Below are 17,157 nucleotides of genomic sequence, written 5' to 3' on the forward strand. Positions count from 1 at the left end.
GTGGTCGTTGGGCGGTGGTGGTCGTTGGGCGGTGGTGGTCGTTGGGCGGTGGTGGGTGAGGGCGGGGCTTGTACGGGTGGGTGCGGGTCGTGCGGGGTTTACCTCTTAACTGCACTGTTTGTGCCCGGGGTGCGGAGGGTGAAGGGGCGATCGGAGGGGTTCACGTCTGAAATGGCCGAAGGGCCGGGGCGGGGCGGCACCGTGGGCAGGGTGCGGACGGCACCGTGGGGGGGATGCGGACGGCGCCGTGGGGCGGGGCGGTGAGTGGGTGGTGTGGGGGGCGTCGGGGTGGGCCTTTGCGTGGTTAGGGTTTGGGTATGGGTAGTCGGTTGGTTCGGGGTGTGGCGGTGGGGTGTGGGGTGGCCGCTGTGGTGGGGGGTGGGGTTGGGTTTGCGGTGGGGGAGCCGGTGACGCCCGACGATGTTGTGGCGGCGCGGGTGTTGCCGGGCGATGTTTGTGCGCGGATCGGGGACGTGGCCGGGCTGTTGCCTAAGGCATCGGGTGGGGCGGTGACGATGGCGCAGGCCGGGAGTTCGACGGTGGTCTGCGAGGCGGGGAGCAGCCGGGCGAAGGTCAAGGCGTACACGTCGGCGAGTGTGAAGGTCAGCATCACGCCGTACGCGGGGCAGGACGCGGGGGCGGGGAATCCGCCGTTCACGCCGGCGCAGATGGCGAAGAAGGTGTACTCGCGGTCGCCGATGAAGGTGCTGCCGGATCGGCCGTACCCGACGAAGGTGGCGCGGACCGCGGTCGGGCTGGTGGGTGAGTCGTGGATCGTGCATGCGGTGGTGCAGCACGAGGACGTCGTCGTGGTGGTGGACTACACGGCCAGCCCGGTGGACGCGGACGTGGCTCAGAAGGCGGCCGTGGCGCTGGCGGACCGGGCGATCTGGGAGAGCAAGTGAACAACAGCATGCCGGAGATTCCTGGCTATCAGCTGGACCAGCGGTTGTTGCAGCATCCGCTGGCGGAGCTCTGGCACGGGCGTACGTTCACCGGGATGGAGGTCGTCGCGCTGGTACTCAGCGAGGCCGGCGCCGGTGACCCGACTGTTGTCGAGCGACTGTCCCGCGCGAGTCGCGACGCCGCGCTGGTGCCCGGGCAGCAGGAGACGCCATTGTGGGCGGCGAACTTCAACTCCGGCCGGCCGTACGCGATCACCCAGCTGGTTCCGGGGCAGACCGGTGCGGAGCGGCTGATCGACCCGCTGGACGGGATTCTCGGGAACGATGATCAGTCCCTGCAGGCGGTGCGGGAACAGCTCAGCCGGTACGGAGCGGTGGCGCCGAGCACGCAAAGCACACCGGACGCACAGAACATCCCCGCGTACGCCGATCGTCCACAGCCGACTGCACAACCTGAACTGCAGGCCCAGGGGCAACCGGGGGCGCAGCCGCAACCCCAGCCGGAGCACTCCCCCTCCAAGATTGAGATCGCCCGGCAGTACCGGCGCAAGATCGGCGCCTGGGTGTACGCCGTCGTCGCCCTCCTCGTGTTGATCGTGTTCAGCATCGCGTACTCCATCGGCACCGCGATCGGTGGTGCGGTCAAGGACGATCCGAACGAGGCCGGCCCCGCACCCGCCGTCAGTCCGGAGGCGCTCCCGACCAGCGTCCTGCTGCCCCCGATCGAGCGCGTCACCACCGCCCCGTACAAACAGCCGACAGGCGCAAAGGGCATCCTCGCCGCGGCGTACCCGGCCGGTGCCGACGTGCAGGTGATCACCAACGCCGAGCTGCCGTTCGCGCTCGGCTGGCCGCGGCCGCCGCAGGTGGATTTCCTCGGTGACTCGTCGCAGCTGATCCTGCGGCGGATCGTCACCAAGAGCGAATACCGGCCGGATGGCGTCGGTGGTGCGATCAAGGCGCAGGTCGCGCTGCATCCGTGCGTGACGCTGGCGCAGTGCCTGTCGGACCGGCCGACGTTCGACCAGGAGTGGACGAAGATCTACAAGACGACCGCGCCGGCGAAGGCGAAGGACGCCCGGACCTGGATCACCGAGGCGCCGCACGCACCGTACTCGGTGTCGATCACGCGGGCGTTCCAGAGCGGTGGTCAGTGGTGGCTGGTCGGCGCGACGGTGTCCGGCGAGTCGGCCACACCGGCGGAGATCCAGCGCGTCGTGAACGACATCTGGTGGCAGACCAGCTGACGTACCGAAAAATCTGCTGTCCCGGCCCGCGCATCGAGCGCGGGCCGTTCTCTTTTTCACAAGCGGCACCGGAAAGCGATTGTCGCGAAAACTTTGTGACCGGGTTCACGTCCAGGCGGTTCTCAGACCCCGGCCGGGTCGCGTACCGTAGTACCACTTGCACACTGGTATGTATCCACTGGAACGACTGGTATGCGACAGATCACACCGCCAGCCAGCTGCACCGCACCGCCGGAGACCCCGGCGGCCGGACGCCGTACCGCCTTTCAGCGTCGAGGGGCCGGACACGCCGCCGGACCCGGCAGCCGAGAGGGAATGAGCCGCGCATGACGACCATCGCCAATCCGACCCGCACCAAAGCCGACCACCGAGCCTCCGCGACCACTCCCGGCGACGCCACCGCCACAACCGACGCAACAGGCCGCAAGGAGTACGACCTGAGCAACGCCCCGACCCGGCACAGCGGACTGCTCGCCTGGGTGGCCGAGGTCGCCGCGCTGACCCAGCCGGACCGCATCCACTGGGTCGACGGCTCGGACGCCGAGTACGCGAAGCTCACCGACGAACTGATCGCCGCCGGCACGATGGTCCGGCTGAACGACGAGAAGAAGCCGAACTCGTTCTGGGTTCGCACCGATCCGTCCGACGTGGCGCGGGTCGAGCAGCGGACGTTCATCTGCTCGGTCGACGAGAAGGACGCGGGTCCGACCAACAACTGGGTCGAGCCGGCCGAGATGAAGGCGACGCTGACCGAGCTGTACCGCGGGTCGATGCGCGGCCGGACGCTGTACGTGGTGCCGTTCTGCATGGGCCCGTTGACGGCGGAGCAGCCGATGTTCGGCGTCGAGATCACCGATTCGGCGTACGTGGTCGCGTCGATGCGGATCATGGCGCGTACCGGCGCCGAGGTGCTTCGACGGATGGGTGACGACGCGAAGTACGTGCCCTGCCTGCACTCGGTCGGCGCACCGCTGCAGCCGGGGCAGGCGGATGTGCCGTGGCCGTGCAACGACGAGAAGTACATCGTGCAGTTCCCGGAGGAGCGGACGATCTGGTCGTACGGTTCCGGATACGGCGGCAACTCCCTTCTTGGCAAGAAGTGCTACTCGTTGCGGATCGCCAGCGCGATGGCCCGCGACGAAGGCTGGCTTGCCGAGCACATGCTGATCCTGAAGCTGATCTCGCCGGAAAAGCAGGTGCACTACGTCGCGGCCGCGTTCCCGAGCGCCTGCGGCAAGACCAACCTGGCGATGCTCGACCCGACCCTGGACGGCTGGCAGGTCGAGACGCTCGGCGACGACATCGCCTGGATGCGGTTCGGCAAGGACGGCCGGCTGTACGCGGTGAACCCGGAGTTCGGCCTGTTCGGGGTTGCCCCCGGCACCGGCTGGAAGACGAACCCGAACGCGATGCGGACGATCGAGAAGGGCAACTCGGTCTTCACCAACGTCGCGCTCACCGACGACGGCGACGTCTGGTGGGAGGGCTACTCGCCGACTCCCCCGGACCACCTGACCGACTGGAAGGGCCGGGAGTGGACGCCCGAGTCGGGTGAGCTGTCAAGCCATCCGAACAGCCGATTCTGCACGCCGATCATGCAGTGCCCGATCATCGCCGACGAGTACGACGACCCGAACGGCGTACCGATCTCCGCGATCATCTTCGGCGGCCGGCGCGCCACGACCGTACCGCTGGTGACCGAGTCGCGGGACTGGGCGCACGGTGTGTTCATGGGCGCGACGCTGTCCTCGGAGACCACCGCAGCCGCGGTCGGGCAGGTCGGTGTGGTCCGCCGCGACCCGATGGCGATGCTGCCGTTCCTCGGGTACGACGCGGGCAAGTACTTCGACCACTGGCTCACCGTCGGCAAGCAGCACGACGCGGCGCAGCTGCCGAAGATCTTCTACGTGAACTGGTTCCGCAAGGACGAGGCGGGCAAGTTCGTCTGGCCCGGGTTCGGCGAGAACAGCCGCGTACTGAAGTGGGTGATCGAGCGGATCGAGGGTCAGGCGGACGCGGTCGAGACGCCGATCGGCCGGGTGCCCGCGCCGGACGCGCTCGATGTCACCGGCCTCGACCTGACCGGCCAGGACCTGGCGATCGCGCTGGACGTCGACGCCGAGGAGTGGAAGGCCGAGATCCCACTGATCGAGGAGTGGTTCGAGAAGCTCGGTGACACCGTACCGACCGAGCTGAAGGTCGAGCTGGACAACCTCAAGGCCCGGTTGGGCTGACGAACTCCGGTCGTCGTTTCGGAAGCCGACGACCGGGCGGGAAGCGCGGCGCCCTGGTCCACCGACCGGGGCGCCGCGCTGCGTACCCAAGCCTGCTAGGACTCCAGCGCGGCGCGGACCGCGTCGTCGGTGACCGGGCCGAAGTCGCGATACGCCTGACCGACCGCGTTGAAATAGCGCGGCGTCCACGCGCACACCACCTCGTCCGCGACCCGCTCCAACCGCCGGCAGGTCTCCGCCGCACCCACCGGCACAGCGACGATCACGCGGGCAGGCTGCTGTTTTCGTACCGCTTCCACCGCCGCGCGCATCGTCGCGCCGGTCGCCAGCCCGTCGTCGACCAGGACGACCACCCGGCCGCGGACGTCGATCGGCGGGCGATCACCCCGGTACGCCTGTTCGCGCCGCCGCAACTCACGGACCTCCTCCACGCGTACTTCCTCGAGTACGTCCGGGTCGACGTGCTCCGCGATCGACTCGTTGCGTACGACCTGCAGCGCGTCGCCGACGCCCGCGACCGCGCCCATCGCCAGCTCCGGCTGACCCGGCAGACCGAGCTTGCGGACGATCAGCACGTCGAGCTCGGCGCCCAAGGCGTCCGCCACCGGGGCCGCGACCGGAACCCCGCCGCGCGCGAGCCCGAGGACCAGCACGGATCCGGGTACCCGGCCGAGCTCCGTGGCCAGAACCCGCCCGGCCGCCACCCGATCCGGGTACGGCCTCCTCATCGCCCCATCATCCAACGTACGTTGGCCGGATGCGACCGTCGGCAACCGGATCGATGGCGCAGGACCTTGGAGCGCACGATGAAGATCGGTGTGATGCTGCCGCTCGGTGCCGGGGACGGTGCCGATGGAGGTATGCCGGGATGGAAGGACATTCGGGCGGTCGCGGAGGCGGCCGAGCGGAGCGGGCTGGACTCGGTGTGGCTCGCGGACCATTTCCTGTACCGCGACCCGGCCGGGCAGACGTACGGCATGCACGACAGCTGGACATTGCTCAGCGCGCTCGCCGCGGTCACCAGCCGGGTGGAGCTCGGGAACATGGTGCTTTGCGCGTCGTTCCGCGATCCGGGGCTGACCGCGAAGATGGCGGCGACGCTGGATGAGGTGTCCGGCGGGCGGCTGACTCTGGGTGTCGGTGCGGGGTGGCACGATCCCGAGTACGAGACGTTCGGGCTGCCGACCGATCATCGCGTCGGACGGTTCGCGGAATGGCTGGAGATCGTGGCGCGGCTCGTACGCGGCGAGACGGTGACGTACGAGGGGACCTATTACACGGTCCGGGACGCGAACCTCGATCCGGCGCCGCCGCATCGCATCCCGATCCTGGTGGCGGGGAAGCGGCCGCGGATGATGCAGCTCACCGCGGAGTGGGCCGACAGCTGGAACACCGCCTGGTACGGCGCGCCGACTGTCACCGTCGAGGAACGGCTGGAGACGCTGCGGCAGGCGGTCGAGACCGCGGGCAAACCGGCCGGCTCAGTAGCCGCCACTGTCGGCATCATCGTCCGCGATCCCGACCAGCCGGTGCACGATCCGAGCGGCCAGTCGATCCCGGTCCAGGAGCTGCCCGCGGCAGTCGCCGGATACCAGAACCTCGGCGTCGAGCACCTGATCATCTCGCCCGAACCGATGACCCCAAGAACAGTCGAACTGATCGCCAAGGCAAAGCGGTAGGACTGCGGCAGCTCGACAGTACGTATAGGTCCACTGCCCGCGTCCGCACGCCGGCGTGCGGTTGGATGAGGGGCGCAGTGGGCGCATACGTACTGTCGAGCTGCAGAACCCAACCCCAGCCAGGCGATGGGGGCGGCCCCGGTCCGCGGATTCGCGGACGCAGGGGCCTCAGAGCGGAGGCGGCGGGATTTGAACCCGCGAGAGGGGATTACCCTCAACCCGCTTAGCAGGCGGGCGCCATCGACCGGACTAGGCGACGCCTCCTCCGACGGTCCCCGGCAAGGCGGACACGACGACGGCCAAGGTTAACCGCTCGAACGTGGGATTGCCAAAATGGGAATCCCATTTCGGCCGCGAGTCCGGCGCCTGCGGCGCCGGGTGGGGGAAGATGGCCGGGCAGGCCACTCGGGGTCGGGGCCGGGGCGCATAGCAGGTAGTCGCGCTTGGGGGCGGGCGGCACGCTGGGTGGTGGGGGTGGGACTTTCGGTGTGTCGGCCGGTGGCTGTGTACGCTGGCGGGCATCGACGGGGGTCGGCAGCATCATGACAACCATCTGGCTGTTGTGGGCGTCTGAAGTACCGTTGGCCGCTGCGTGGTGGCCGACGCAGGGGTCGTCACGTCGTCGATCAGGGAAACGGAGCCCATGTCGCGGAGTACTCGCGCAGCCGGTCGGAGGGCGGCGCCTCGAGCCGGCCGGTCCCGAGCACGGTCGCACCGGGCCCGGACCGCTTCGAAGGCGATCGGCCTGACGCTGATCAGTGCCCTGATCCCCGGCTCCGGACTGCTGATGGGCGGCCGGAAGAAGCTCGGTGCGTTCGTCCTGACGATCAGCATCGGCCTCATCCTGATCGGTGGTTTCGTCGCCCTCACCCAGCGCGACTCGGTGCTGGCGCTCGCGGTGTCACCACGGCAGCTGCTGATCGCGACCGGCGCGGTGCTCGTACTCGGCGCCTGCTGGATCTGGGTGGTGGTCGCTTCGCACAAGCTGCTCCGCCCGGTGAGCATGACGTACACGAGCCGGCTGGCCGGTTCGATGTTCGTCGGGTTGCTGTGTTTCGCGATCGCCCTCCCGACCACCGTCGCCGCGCAGACCGTGATGGCCCAGCGCGACCTGATCGGTGGCGTGTTCCAGTCCGAGAGCAACTCGAAGTCGGCGACCCGGCCGAAGGTGAACAAGGCGGACCCGTGGGCGAAGATCCCGCGGCTGAACATCCTGCTGCTCGGCGCCGACGACGGCGTCGGCCGGACCGGCGTCCGGACCGACACCGTGATGGTGGCGAGCATCGACACCAAGACCGGTGACACCGCGCTGATCTCACTCAGCCGGAACTGGATGCGGATGCCGTTCCCGGCCGATTCACCACTACACAAGGTGTACCCGGACGGGTACTGGGATCCGAGCCTGGGCAACGTCGAGCAGCCGGAGTTCTACCTGGACTCGATGTACGACAACGTCCCGAAGGCGCACCCGGGCATCCTCGGCCCGACCGACAACATGGGCGCGGACGTGGTCAAGCTGGCCGCGAGCGCGGCGCTCGGCCTGGACATCGACTACTACATGCAGGTCAACCTGGCCGGCTTCAAGGAGATCATCGACGCGGTCGACGGGATCACCGTGAACGTGAACTACAAGGTCCCGATCGGCGGCGACTACGGCCAGGGCCCCGGCACCAATGGGCACAAGCTGCCGAGCAGCTACATCACCCCGGGCCCCAACCAGAAGCTCGACGGGTACCACGCGCTGTGGTTCGCCCGCGGCCGGTACGGGCTGAGTGACCCGTCCCGCCAGGAACGCCAGCGCTGCACGATCCACGCGCTGGTCAACAGCGTGAACCCGGCGACGCTGATCACCAAGTACAAGCAGATCGCGGCGGCCAGCCAGGAGATGCTGCGCACCGACATTCCCGAGGACATCCTGGGCCCGTTCCTCCAGCTCGGCCTGAAGGTGAAGAACGCCAAGGTCACCAACATCGACCTGAACAAGAACAAGAACTTCCCGACCGGCAAGAACCCGGACTACCCGGCGATGCGGGAGATCATCCAGAAGGCGATCGCGCCGAAGCCGGCCGCGCAGACGCCGCCGGCCGGCCAGCCGACCCGGAAGCCGAGCACCGGCACCAGCAAGAAGCCGACGCCGCCGAAGACCACCCCCACCCCGGGCGCCGCGCAGAACCTCAACGACGCCTGCGCCTACAACCCGAACGAGACCGGCACCGGAAACTGAGCTCCGCGGGTGTCCAGGACACCCGTTGAGACAGGGCTGGCCGGTTGAACCCTTCGCGGTGAAGGATTGGCTCAAAATGAAAATGAGTCACATCTGGGGGTGACCGGGGATGCGTTCGTTGGTTGTCATGGTCGGGGTGGGTGTACTCGCGTTGGCGGGCTGCAGCAACGGTCCGAAAGGTGATGACGCGGCGGCGGCCGGTGGGGGTACGCCGACGAGTGCACCGCCTTCGAGTACGCCGTCTTCGAGTACGCCGTCTTCGAGTGCCGCGTCGACGCCGACACCGGTCGTGAAGCCGACGCCCGCGCTCTCGGTGCCGATGTACCAGCGCGCGCTGACGAACGTCGAGAAGGTCCTCAAACCGTCCGTCGGGCGGGTGATGAACGCACAGACCGTCGCGGCCTTTGACGCGGCCCGCGCCTCGCTCGGTACGGCGATCCTGCTCGAGCGCGACGAGCTGTCGAAGATCACGCCGCCGTCCGGACTGGTGGTCGCGCATCCGGCCGTACTCGATGCCTTCGACGCGTACGCGGACAGCGTGCACACGAACCTGGGCAAGGTCGGTTCGACCCGGAACGGTTGCGGGGCACCGAAATCACCTGACGTCCGGTTGTACGAGGCGAAGGACGGCGTTCGGACCGCGTACGCGACGCTGGCGCAGGCTGTGCAGAAGGCGATCGGCAAGGGCGTGAAGTACGGGACGGTGTCGGTGCCCGCGAAGCCTGCCGCGCCGGCTGTGATCGGTGGGCGGGGTGAGAACGGGGACGTGTTCCAGCGGTCCGGGTCGCGCGGTGCGAGCTCGCTGCAGATCACCAACGCCGGGTCGGACGCGGTGATCGTCGTCACCAACAGCGTGCCGAAGAAACCGCAGGCGTCGATCTATGTCCGCGGCAACAAGACCGTCACACTGAACGGGATTCGCGGCGATTACTACGTGTACTTCAAGTCCGGTTCGAACTGGGACGACAAGACACATCAGTTCACCGAGAGCTGCTCGTACTCGAAGTTCGACAAGAAGCTGGACGGGTCGTACAACTGGCGGATCAGCCTGACCAAGACGCTCTTCGGGAACGCGACCACGTCCAGTACCGACGCCTTCTGAGCCGTCGCCCCCGGGCGGATGAGATCCTGGGACGATGCGGACGACGTACCGGATGCGGGCAGGACGATTCCTCGGAATCCTGGCCGCCGGGCTGATCATTCTCGGCGTGGCGGCACTGCTCTGGGCGTTCGGCCTGCCCGGCGTCGCGGTGTCGGTCTTCGTCACCCTCGGCGGCCTGATCGCCCTCGCCGGCCTGTGGATCCTGGCCCGCCCGCCGAAGGTCGCGCGACTGCGGGAGAACGACATCGAGGTACGCGGCCTGCGTACACCGTGGACCGACATCACCGAAGTCGGCCGAGTCCAAACCACCCACGGCGAGGCAATCGTCCTCCGTACCAAGCAGGCAGGCCAACCGATCCTGCTCCCGATCTCGTGGCTCGCGCCCAAACAGGTCCCCGAACTGGAAACCACCCTGAGGGACCACCTCAACACAGCCCACGGCTACACGATCTGGGACGGCACTGCGCCGGAGGAGTGAGGGCGTACGACCCCACGCGCCCACTACGCGGCTCCTTCGTCGCCGTGCTCCGCAGTCGCTCCCACCCACCCCGCGCTGTCGCGCGATGCGGCCGCTGCTGCCGCAGCAGGCACCCGTCATCACGCCGCCACGCACCGCCCGAGCCAACCCACCGACGCCCGGCGGGACTGTTCGCCGACGGACGACTGGTGAAGGTGGAAGACGTGGTGAGGATGTACGACCCCACGGGCCCCGCGCTGTCGCGCGATACGGCGGCTGCCGCCGCAGCAACCACGACGCCGCCCCGCACTACCCGAACCGACCCACCTACACCCGGCGCGACTGTTCGCCGACTGGTGAAGGTGAAGAGGTGGCGAGGGCGTACCACTCTACGATTATCCCAGCTGTGACTTATATAAGTGAGTACTGGTATAATGTGGTCTCGTGCACGCGTTCGATGTCCTTGGCGACCCCGTGCGCCGGCGCATTCTGGAGCTGCTCGCCGACGGTGAACTGACTTCTGGTGAGGTCACGGACGTGATTCGGGTCCAGTTCGCACTGTCGCAACAGGCTGGCTCCCAGCATCTGCGCGTTCTGCGCGAGAGCTGGTTCGCGTCGGTCCGGGCTGAGGGGGCTCGCCGGTTCTACGCCGTCGAGGCCGGGCCGCTGAGCGAGGTTGACGCGTGGCTGGGCCGGTTTCGCAGGTTCTGGGACCAGCGGCTCGACGCACTGGAGACTGAGCTCGCCCGGGGCAGGCGTGCTACCCGGAAGCCCGCCGACGACGAGCCCGGCCAGCCGCCCAGGCGCGGCGAAGAAGCGTAGGCACGAGGAATTCCCTACCGGACGGAGCATGACGATGAAGGATGTACTCGACGAGCTGGCCGCCGCCCGCCGGAGGATGGGCACGGCGACCCTGCCCGCCGGTGAGGCCTACACCATGGAGCTGAGGCGTCGCTACGACGCGCACCTCGAAGACGTGTGGGACGCCATCACCAGCCCCGAGCGACTGAGCCGCTGGATGAAGCCGGTCACCGGCGACCTGCGCCTCGGCGGTGCATTCGAGCTGGACGGCGGCGAGCACGGCGAGATCCTTCGTTGCGAGCCGCCGCGCCTGCTGCGGGTGTCCTGGATGTTCGGGCCTGAGGCCGACGAGTGGCCAGGCACGAGCGAGGTCGAGGTGCGCCTGTCTCCCGGCTCGACCGGGCACACCGAGTTCGAGCTGGTCCACGCTGCGGCCGTCGGAGAGCCCATGTTTCCCACCTACGGCCCCGGTGCCGGCGGGGTCGGCTGGGACCTGCATCTCCTCACCCTCGCCAGGTTCCTGGGCGACGGCGAGGTTCTTGATCACGAGGAGTTCCGGGCATCGCCCGCCGGACACGAGTTCACCCGGCGCAGCGCCGCCGCCTGGGGCGAGGCCCACCTGGCCGGCGGCGGCGAACCGGACCACGTCGCGGCCGCGGTCGAGGCCACTACCGCGTTCTACGCGCGATGAAGTACACCACCTCGATCGAGATCGCGCTGCCTCGCGACGACGTGCTGCGGCTGATCGCCGACCCCGCGGAGATGCCGAAGTGGCTGCGGGGCCTGGTGCTGCACGAGCCGGTGAACGGGGCACACGGCCAGGTCGGCACCACCTCGCGCGTTGTGTTCCAGCTGGGCAAGCAGCGGATGGAGGCCACCGAGACCATCACGCGCCTGGAGCCCGCCGACCTGCACGCAGTGCCCAGCTCGGTCGTCGTGCACTACGAACGCGAGATTGCCGCCGATGGCATGTGGCAGGCCCAGCGCGACCGGCTGTTCGAGGCCGGTCCGGACGCGACGCTGTGGGAGAGCGAGAGCGAGTTCCGGTTCGACGGATTGCTGATGCGGCTGGTGGGGCTTCTGTGGCCCGGCTCCTTTCGCAAGCAGTCGCGACAGCACATGCAGGACTTCAAGGCATTCGCCGAACACGGGACGGACGTCCGCCAAGCGACGAACTGATCTGTCGCAGCCAGCAACGACAATCGCCAACGCACGGCTCGGCGCGGCTCGGCGCGACCGAGTGGCCGCGCGCCTTCACGTCCAGGCAGCCGATCGGCGCGAGGTCGGTCGGCTGCCTGGACCAGCGGATCGTCGCCCCCCGACGACATCTGCCGACCCTGTCGTACAACCCCAGCCCTACAACAGAAACCAATAGTTGACCGTCGGGCCCTGGGCGGCCAGGCCTCCGCCGAGGGAGTCGTATAAGCGGCGTGCAGCCGTGTTCTCGGCGCCGGTGGTGAGGAACATCTTCGTGGCGCCGGCGGCGCGGCCGCTGTTGATGAACGTGCTGATGAGGGCTCGCGCGATGCCCTTCCGGCGAAACCGTTCGGCGACTGCCAGCTGGTGAAGGTAGAGCATCGACGAACCGTCGGGGCGCGGCAGGTGATAGCCCCAGCACCAGCCGACGGTCTCCTCGGTGGAGACTGCGACAAAAGTCAACGCGCCAGGGGTTTCCAGGTACTCCGGCGCGGCGTCCGCATTCAGAAAGGTGCGGACGGCTCGCTTCAGCAGGTCTGCGTCGGGGGTGACTATTTCAGGCACGGGGTTTGGTCCAGAGGATTGAGTAGCGGAGGAGTAGGTGGCGGTGGTACGTGGAGTTGGGGAGTACTTCCGTGGCCACGGTTTTCATTGTGGGGAAGGTTTCCGGGGGTGGCCAGACGGTGGGTGATGGGTGTTCCCAACGACCTTTGACGGCGCGGTGGGCGGTGCTTACGGCGGCTGCGGTGAGGGCATAGGGGAGGTCGCGGGGCATCGTCGTGCGCGCGAGGCCGACGACTGCCAGGACCCCGCCGGGGCGTACTAGATCGCGCATCCGGCGCAGGCCGGCGCGGGCGTCGACGTGGTGCAAGGTGGCGACGGAAGCAACCACATCGAATGATTCCGGCGCGAGCGGATGATCCAGGAAATCGCCATGGATGTACTCGATCCCGTCCCGATAGCCGCGCGCGAGTTCCAGGCTCGGCGTATCCAGGTCGATCCCGACGACCTCAGGTACGGCAGCATGCAGTGATCGGGCCAGCATGCCTTCGCCGCAACCGATGTCCAATGCGCGCCGAGCACCGTTCGGAATCGCGTTCAGGATTCGCGGATGATAATGGATGTTGTGGTTCCACCGCTGTTTCACCGGCCTATTGTTTCATCGGGCTATTTCCGGCCCAGCGCGGCGTCAATGACCGCAAGCAGAACGTCATCGTCATCGGACCGCCAGGTGTGCAATTCGGCACAAATCCACTGATCGGGTTCAGCCGGTACGACGCAGCCGAACAACCGTACTTTCCCCGCGGCCGCCGCTTCGCGCGCAATCGCGGTCGGCAAACCGTACAGAATCGGAATGCCACGTTCCCCACAGGTCGGGCACGCCGGTGCGACCACATTCGCCATACGCCCCAAGGTACGCGATCTGATCGGCCGCGCCCCGTGCACCTTCGGCGATTGGTGCGACGGGAACGCGGCCGTGTTCTTGAAGTAGCTCCGCAGTGCCGGCCAGTGAGGTGTGGTCAGAACTGCGCAGCCGCCTAGTTGGCCTCTTTCGTGGCCCAGTAATGCCATTGCGGGGAAGCAACTGGGGAGCGGGTCAGCCCGTCCGGCCAGGTAGCCGGCAGGTCGTGACTCCGCGCCGCGTAGAGGATCACCTCCGATGCGGAACGGTCGCCGCGAACGGCGACGCGGGCTGCGGTCTCGGCGCGCATGTCGGCGAGGTAGTGGATGGCCGGCAGGAACTCCGCGCTCAGCCGCGGACTGAGCCGGCCGACCGGGTCGTCGTCCAGCCGGATCTCGACCACGATCCGGTGCCGGTCCTGGATGCCGTCCTCTTCCTCGATCGCATGCATGGTCGCGTACGCCCAGCACTCGCCTTCGGTACGGAAGAACGGTGCCAGCACGTCCGGATGCACCTCACTGCCCGGCACCACGATGCCGCTGCCGGGCGGAAGCAGGTGATAGCTGCCTGGCGGGGGCAGGTTCACCGGTACGAGCATGTGCGGCTGCCCGAGCGCGACCGCCACGCTGGCGTGGAACTCGGTGCCCTGGGTGCCCTTGTGGTCCCAGTCCGCCGGCTCCCACTCACTGACCCACAAGTGGCACGGCACCCGCGGTTGCAGGCCCTGCGCCACCAACTCCGACAGCACCGGGTGGTACCGGTGCGCGTCGTCCCGCGGCAGGTAGCCGACCACCCTTCCCTGCACCCGGACGGCGACCGACCGGGGATCGAAACGGTTGTGCGATTCCGGGACGAGGTCCGCCTCGGTGTCCAGATCTGCGCCACGCGCCGGGATGGGGTCCGGGAACAGGCTTCGGATCGCCTGCTCGTGCGGGGCCTCCCGCACGACCTCCTGACCACACCACAGGGCGTCACCCCACAGACTGAACGGAATCAGTTCCATCTGTGCCCTCCAGTCTCACTGACCGCTTTACCCGGCTCATCCGATCCAGGGGCCTGGTCGTTACACCGAGTGAGCGTATGAAAACTAGACTGCCCAGTGAAGAGCCCTTTCACGCCTGGTGCAAGAGTCTGATACGCAACATTGTCCGCTCGTCCGGACTGTGGACGTGGATCGTCTTGTGCAGCGAGCGAATCGGGGAAAATCGTGCAAATGCACGGGAAGGAAGGCCATGCAGGGCAGTAGTTCAGTCGCTCGATCGACCGCCGATGCCATTGTCGACGCGGGTCTGATCGAGGCGGCGGTCCAGCGATTGGACGGCGTCGCTGTCCGTACGCCACTGCAGCGCAACCTCCGGCTGTCCGAGCGCACCGGCGCGGAAGTCTGGCTGAAACGCGAGGACCTGCAGATCGGCCGCTCGTACAAGTTGCGCGGCGCGTACAACCTGATCGCACAACTCTCCGAAGCGGCGAAGGCGGCCGGTGTGGTCTGCGCGAGTGCCGGCAACCACGGGCAGGGGCTGGCGTATTCGTGCCACATTCTCGGCGTACAGGGCAAGGTGTACGTCCCGCGGACCACTCCGCGGCAGAAGCGCGATCGGATCGCGGCGCTCGGTGGTAAGCAGATCCAGGTGATCGTCACCGGCGACACGTACGACGACGCGGCCGCCGCGGCGCTGACCGAAGGTGCCGCGACCGGCGCGACGATGGTGCCGGCGTTCGATGATCCGCGCACTGTTGCCGGGCAGGGAACCGTCGCGGTCGAGTTGGTGGAGCAGCTCGGACAGGCGCCCGATGTACTGGTGGTGCCGGTTGGCGGTGGTGGGCTGGTTGCCGGGGTCGCGACGTGGATCAGGGAGCGGCATCCGGGCGTACGCATCGTGGGGGTCGAGCCGGGCGGGGCGGCGAGCATGGCGGCGGCGCTGGCCGCTGGTGAGCCGGTGACGCTGCCGCAGCTGGACAGTTTCGTCGACGGCGCCGCGGTGCGACGGGTTGGCGCGGTGACGTTGCCGTTGGTCTCGCAGGCCGGGGTCGAGTTGATGTCCGTACCGGAAGGGCTGGTGTGCTCCGAAATGCTGGAGCTCTACCAGACCGATGGGCTGATCGCTGAGCCCGCAGGCGCTTTGTCGACAAGTGCCTTGGGCAATGGTCTTGTCGTACGTCCAGGGGAGACGGTCGTTTGCCTGTTGTCAGGCGGGAACAACGACGTCAGCCGGTACGGGGAGATTCTCGAACGTTCCCTGGTGTACGAAGGGCTGAAGCACTACTTCCTGGTGACGTTTCCGCAGGAGCCGGGCGCGCTTCGTACGTTCCTGGACGGGGTGCTCGGGCCGGATGATGACATCACGTTGTTCGAGTACGTGAAACGGAACAACCGGGAGACCGGGGTCGCGCTGGTAGGCGTGGAGATCTCCAGCCGGGACGACTTGCCAGGCCTACTCGCCCGGATGCAGGCCGCCCCACTGGACATCGAACCCATCAACCCCAACTCCCCCGAATTCCGCTACCTGATCTAAACCCCCAACCACTCAGCGCTCAGACGACCCACGGCGCGGCCCAGACGCGGCCCAGACGCGGCACGGCACGGCGCGGCGCGGCACGGCGCGGCACGGCGCGGCACGGCGCGGCACGGCGCGGTCAAGCCCCGCAGACCGACGCCCCGGGCTCAGCACCAGTTGTCCCGGCCTGCTTGCAGGAGGAGCGATGCCCCCTCAACTGGAGGGCCGACCCCTGAGATGGAGGGTTGCCCCCTGAAAATACGAGGGGTCAACCCTCCATCTGAGGGGGCAACCCCAGCATGCTCGCCGTGCTCCGCGTGGATTGCGGGGGTTGCTCACCCATCCCCGTTTCAGCGCCGGGTTACCGCTTGATGCCCGGGCGGTGGGGCGCCGGTTGACGCCCGAGCGCCGGGTTACCGCTTGACGCCCGGGCGGCGGGGTGCCGGTTGACGCCCGGGCGGCGGGGTGCCGGTTGGTGCTCGGGTGGTGGGCGTCAGTGCCGGGAGTGCTTCGGGTGTCGTGGGTCGTGTGGGTGGGTGCCGTCGTCCCAGTCAGGGGCGACCGGCTGCTCGTCCGTCGCACCAGCCATCGGCTCCGCGGACCCGTCCATCGGTCGAACGAACTCGTCACGCTGGCTGGCGTCCACCGGCTCCGACGCATGCCGCCCGGTCACACCCTGCTCGTCAGCCGCCGGCTGACCGTCGGCCGCCGTCTGTGCAGTAGTTGGCGTCGGCTGACCCGGCATCGGACGACCATCCGACGGCGAACCGGCATCCATCGGCTGCCCGGTCATCGGGCGATCGGCTGTCGGTTGCGCGGTGGGGCCGTCGGGGTGGGTGTTGTCGGGCCAGAGGTTTTGGGCGTTGGTGTGGTGTTCGGCGGCTTCGGTTCGGGCTTGTTCGGCGGCTTGGTGGCGTTCGGCCGCGCCGGCGTTGAGGCGGCGGGCCTCGGCTGCCTTCTCGTCGGCGATCGCCTGCGCCTTGCGGGCCCGGGCGTCTACCTCGTCCGCGGTCGCCTGCTGCTTTTCAGCCTGAGCCGCACTGGCCCGCGCTTGCTGTTCGTGCTCGTACGCCTGCTGCCGGTCATGCTCCGCCCGGCGCCGCGAACCGCGCGACACCGCCCCGGCGATCAGCGCGACCAGGATCACCAGCACGGCAACCGCGACCACGATCCAGACAATGGTCATTGCGTTCATCGGTCCTCCTCGACTCGACGACCAGAACGCACCGGTACCCGCACCCGCGACGCCCTAACACCCACCCAAACCCCGGATCCGGCTCCACGCCCTACGACCCTCCCAAATCCGCTACCCAACCCCATCCCAGCCGCCCCAACCGGTTTGGGGCGGCGAAGATGCGGCGGGTTCAGGGGGTGATTGCAACACCTGTCGGTTGAAGGGGTGTTGTGATGG

At 68.2% G+C, this 17,157-nt stretch carries 17 protein-coding genes and 1 tRNA gene; 11 read left to right on the forward strand and 7 right to left on the reverse strand.

Annotation, left to right across the window (positions count from 1 at the left end):
- Positions 1–407: 407 nt before the first annotated feature.
- The 3 genes from ABD260_RS34520 (at position 408) to ABD260_RS34530 (ending at position 4,386) form a co-directional block, all read left to right on the forward strand.
- The gene (locus tag ABD260_RS34520; RefSeq protein ID WP_344240633.1) at positions 408–905 is read left to right on the forward strand and encodes a hypothetical protein; all 498 of its coding nucleotides are present in this window, start codon (positions 408–410) and stop codon (positions 903–905) included.
- Positions 902–2,152: a hypothetical protein gene (locus tag ABD260_RS34525; protein WP_344240635.1), complete on the forward strand. Its 1,251-nt coding sequence runs from the start codon at positions 902–904 to the stop codon at positions 2,150–2,152. Before ABD260_RS34520 ends, ABD260_RS34525 begins: the two co-directional genes overlap by 4 nt.
- Positions 2,153–2,478: 326 nt before the next feature.
- On the forward strand, positions 2,479–4,386 hold the full coding sequence (locus tag ABD260_RS34530; RefSeq protein ID WP_344240637.1) for a phosphoenolpyruvate carboxykinase (GTP): 1,908 nt from the start codon (positions 2,479–2,481) through the stop codon (positions 4,384–4,386).
- Between the two features lie 95 nt (positions 4,387–4,481).
- Here the strand turns inward: ABD260_RS34530 and ABD260_RS34535 are convergent, their stop codons facing one another.
- A complete protein-coding gene (locus ABD260_RS34535; RefSeq protein ID WP_344240639.1) occupies positions 4,482–5,114 on the reverse strand; it encodes a phosphoribosyltransferase in 633 nt (210 codons plus the stop codon).
- A gap of 78 nt (positions 5,115–5,192) precedes the next feature.
- On the opposite strand from ABD260_RS34535, the gene ABD260_RS34540 reads away from it, so the two are divergent.
- Positions 5,193–6,065: an LLM class flavin-dependent oxidoreductase gene (locus tag ABD260_RS34540; protein WP_344240641.1), complete on the forward strand. Its 873-nt coding sequence runs from the start codon at positions 5,193–5,195 to the stop codon at positions 6,063–6,065.
- Positions 6,066–6,239: 174 nt separating this feature from the next.
- Here ABD260_RS34540 and ABD260_RS34545 read toward each other — a convergent pair.
- Positions 6,240–6,329, reverse strand: a tRNA-Ser gene (locus ABD260_RS34545).
- Positions 6,330–6,708: 379 nt separating this feature from the next.
- On the opposite strand from ABD260_RS34545, the gene ABD260_RS34550 reads away from it, so the two are divergent.
- From ABD260_RS34550 to ABD260_RS34575, 6 genes are all read left to right on the forward strand, one after another.
- Entirely contained in the window at positions 6,709–8,289 is a 1,581-nt protein-coding gene (locus ABD260_RS34550) for an LCP family protein (RefSeq protein WP_344240643.1), read from the forward strand.
- Positions 8,290–8,398: 109 nt separating this feature from the next.
- Positions 8,399–9,391 (forward strand): hypothetical protein, encoded by a 993-nt coding sequence (locus ABD260_RS34555; RefSeq protein WP_344240645.1) that lies wholly within the window; start codon positions 8,399–8,401, stop codon positions 9,389–9,391.
- Positions 9,392–9,425: 34 nt separating this feature from the next.
- Positions 9,426–9,869 carry a hypothetical protein gene (locus tag ABD260_RS34560; protein WP_344240647.1) on the forward strand — a complete coding sequence of 148 codons (444 nt, stop codon included), beginning with the start codon at positions 9,426–9,428 and terminating at the stop codon, positions 9,867–9,869.
- 423 nt (positions 9,870–10,292) lie between these two features.
- Entirely contained in the window at positions 10,293–10,670 is a 378-nt protein-coding gene (locus ABD260_RS34565; RefSeq protein ID WP_344240649.1) for an ArsR/SmtB family transcription factor, read from the forward strand.
- 34 nt (positions 10,671–10,704) lie between these two features.
- Positions 10,705–11,340: an SRPBCC domain-containing protein gene (locus tag ABD260_RS34570; protein ID WP_344240651.1), complete on the forward strand. Its 636-nt coding sequence runs from the start codon at positions 10,705–10,707 to the stop codon at positions 11,338–11,340.
- The gene (locus ABD260_RS34575) at positions 11,337–11,828 is read left to right on the forward strand and encodes an SRPBCC family protein (protein WP_344240653.1); all 492 of its coding nucleotides are present in this window, start codon (positions 11,337–11,339) and stop codon (positions 11,826–11,828) included. Before ABD260_RS34570 ends, ABD260_RS34575 begins: the two co-directional genes overlap by 4 nt.
- A gap of 177 nt (positions 11,829–12,005) precedes the next feature.
- On the opposite strand, the gene ABD260_RS34580 is transcribed toward ABD260_RS34575, so the two are convergent.
- From ABD260_RS34580 to ABD260_RS34595, 4 genes are all read right to left on the reverse strand, one after another.
- Positions 12,006–12,410, reverse strand: a complete 405-nt coding sequence (locus tag ABD260_RS34580; protein WP_344240655.1) for a GNAT family N-acetyltransferase — start codon at positions 12,408–12,410, stop codon at positions 12,006–12,008.
- The gene (locus ABD260_RS34585) at positions 12,403–12,993 is read right to left on the reverse strand and encodes a class I SAM-dependent methyltransferase (RefSeq protein ID WP_344240657.1); all 591 of its coding nucleotides are present in this window, start codon (positions 12,991–12,993) and stop codon (positions 12,403–12,405) included. The genes ABD260_RS34580 and ABD260_RS34585 overlap by 8 nt, the downstream gene beginning before the upstream one ends.
- 20 nt (positions 12,994–13,013) lie before the next feature.
- Entirely contained in the window at positions 13,014–13,250 is a 237-nt protein-coding gene (locus tag ABD260_RS34590; protein ID WP_344240659.1) for a hypothetical protein, read from the reverse strand.
- Between the two features lie 134 nt (positions 13,251–13,384).
- The gene (locus ABD260_RS34595; protein ID WP_344240661.1) at positions 13,385–14,251 is read right to left on the reverse strand and encodes a hypothetical protein; all 867 of its coding nucleotides are present in this window, start codon (positions 14,249–14,251) and stop codon (positions 13,385–13,387) included.
- A 229-nt stretch (positions 14,252–14,480) separates the two neighbouring features.
- On the opposite strand from ABD260_RS34595, the gene ilvA reads away from it, so the two are divergent.
- Positions 14,481–15,764, forward strand: a complete 1,284-nt coding sequence (ilvA, locus tag ABD260_RS34600) for a threonine ammonia-lyase IlvA (RefSeq protein ID WP_344240663.1) — start codon at positions 14,481–14,483, stop codon at positions 15,762–15,764.
- Positions 15,765–16,239: 475 nt separating this feature from the next.
- On the opposite strand, the gene ABD260_RS34605 is transcribed toward ilvA, so the two are convergent.
- Positions 16,240–16,941 carry a hypothetical protein gene (locus ABD260_RS34605; RefSeq protein WP_344240665.1) on the reverse strand — a complete coding sequence of 234 codons (702 nt, stop codon included), beginning with the start codon at positions 16,939–16,941 and terminating at the stop codon, positions 16,240–16,242.
- Positions 16,942–17,157: the final 216 nt, after the last annotated feature.

The organism is Kribbella hippodromi (assembly GCF_039531045.1).
GTDB classification, from domain to species: Bacteria; Actinomycetota; Actinomycetes; order Propionibacteriales; family Kribbellaceae; genus Kribbella; species Kribbella hippodromi.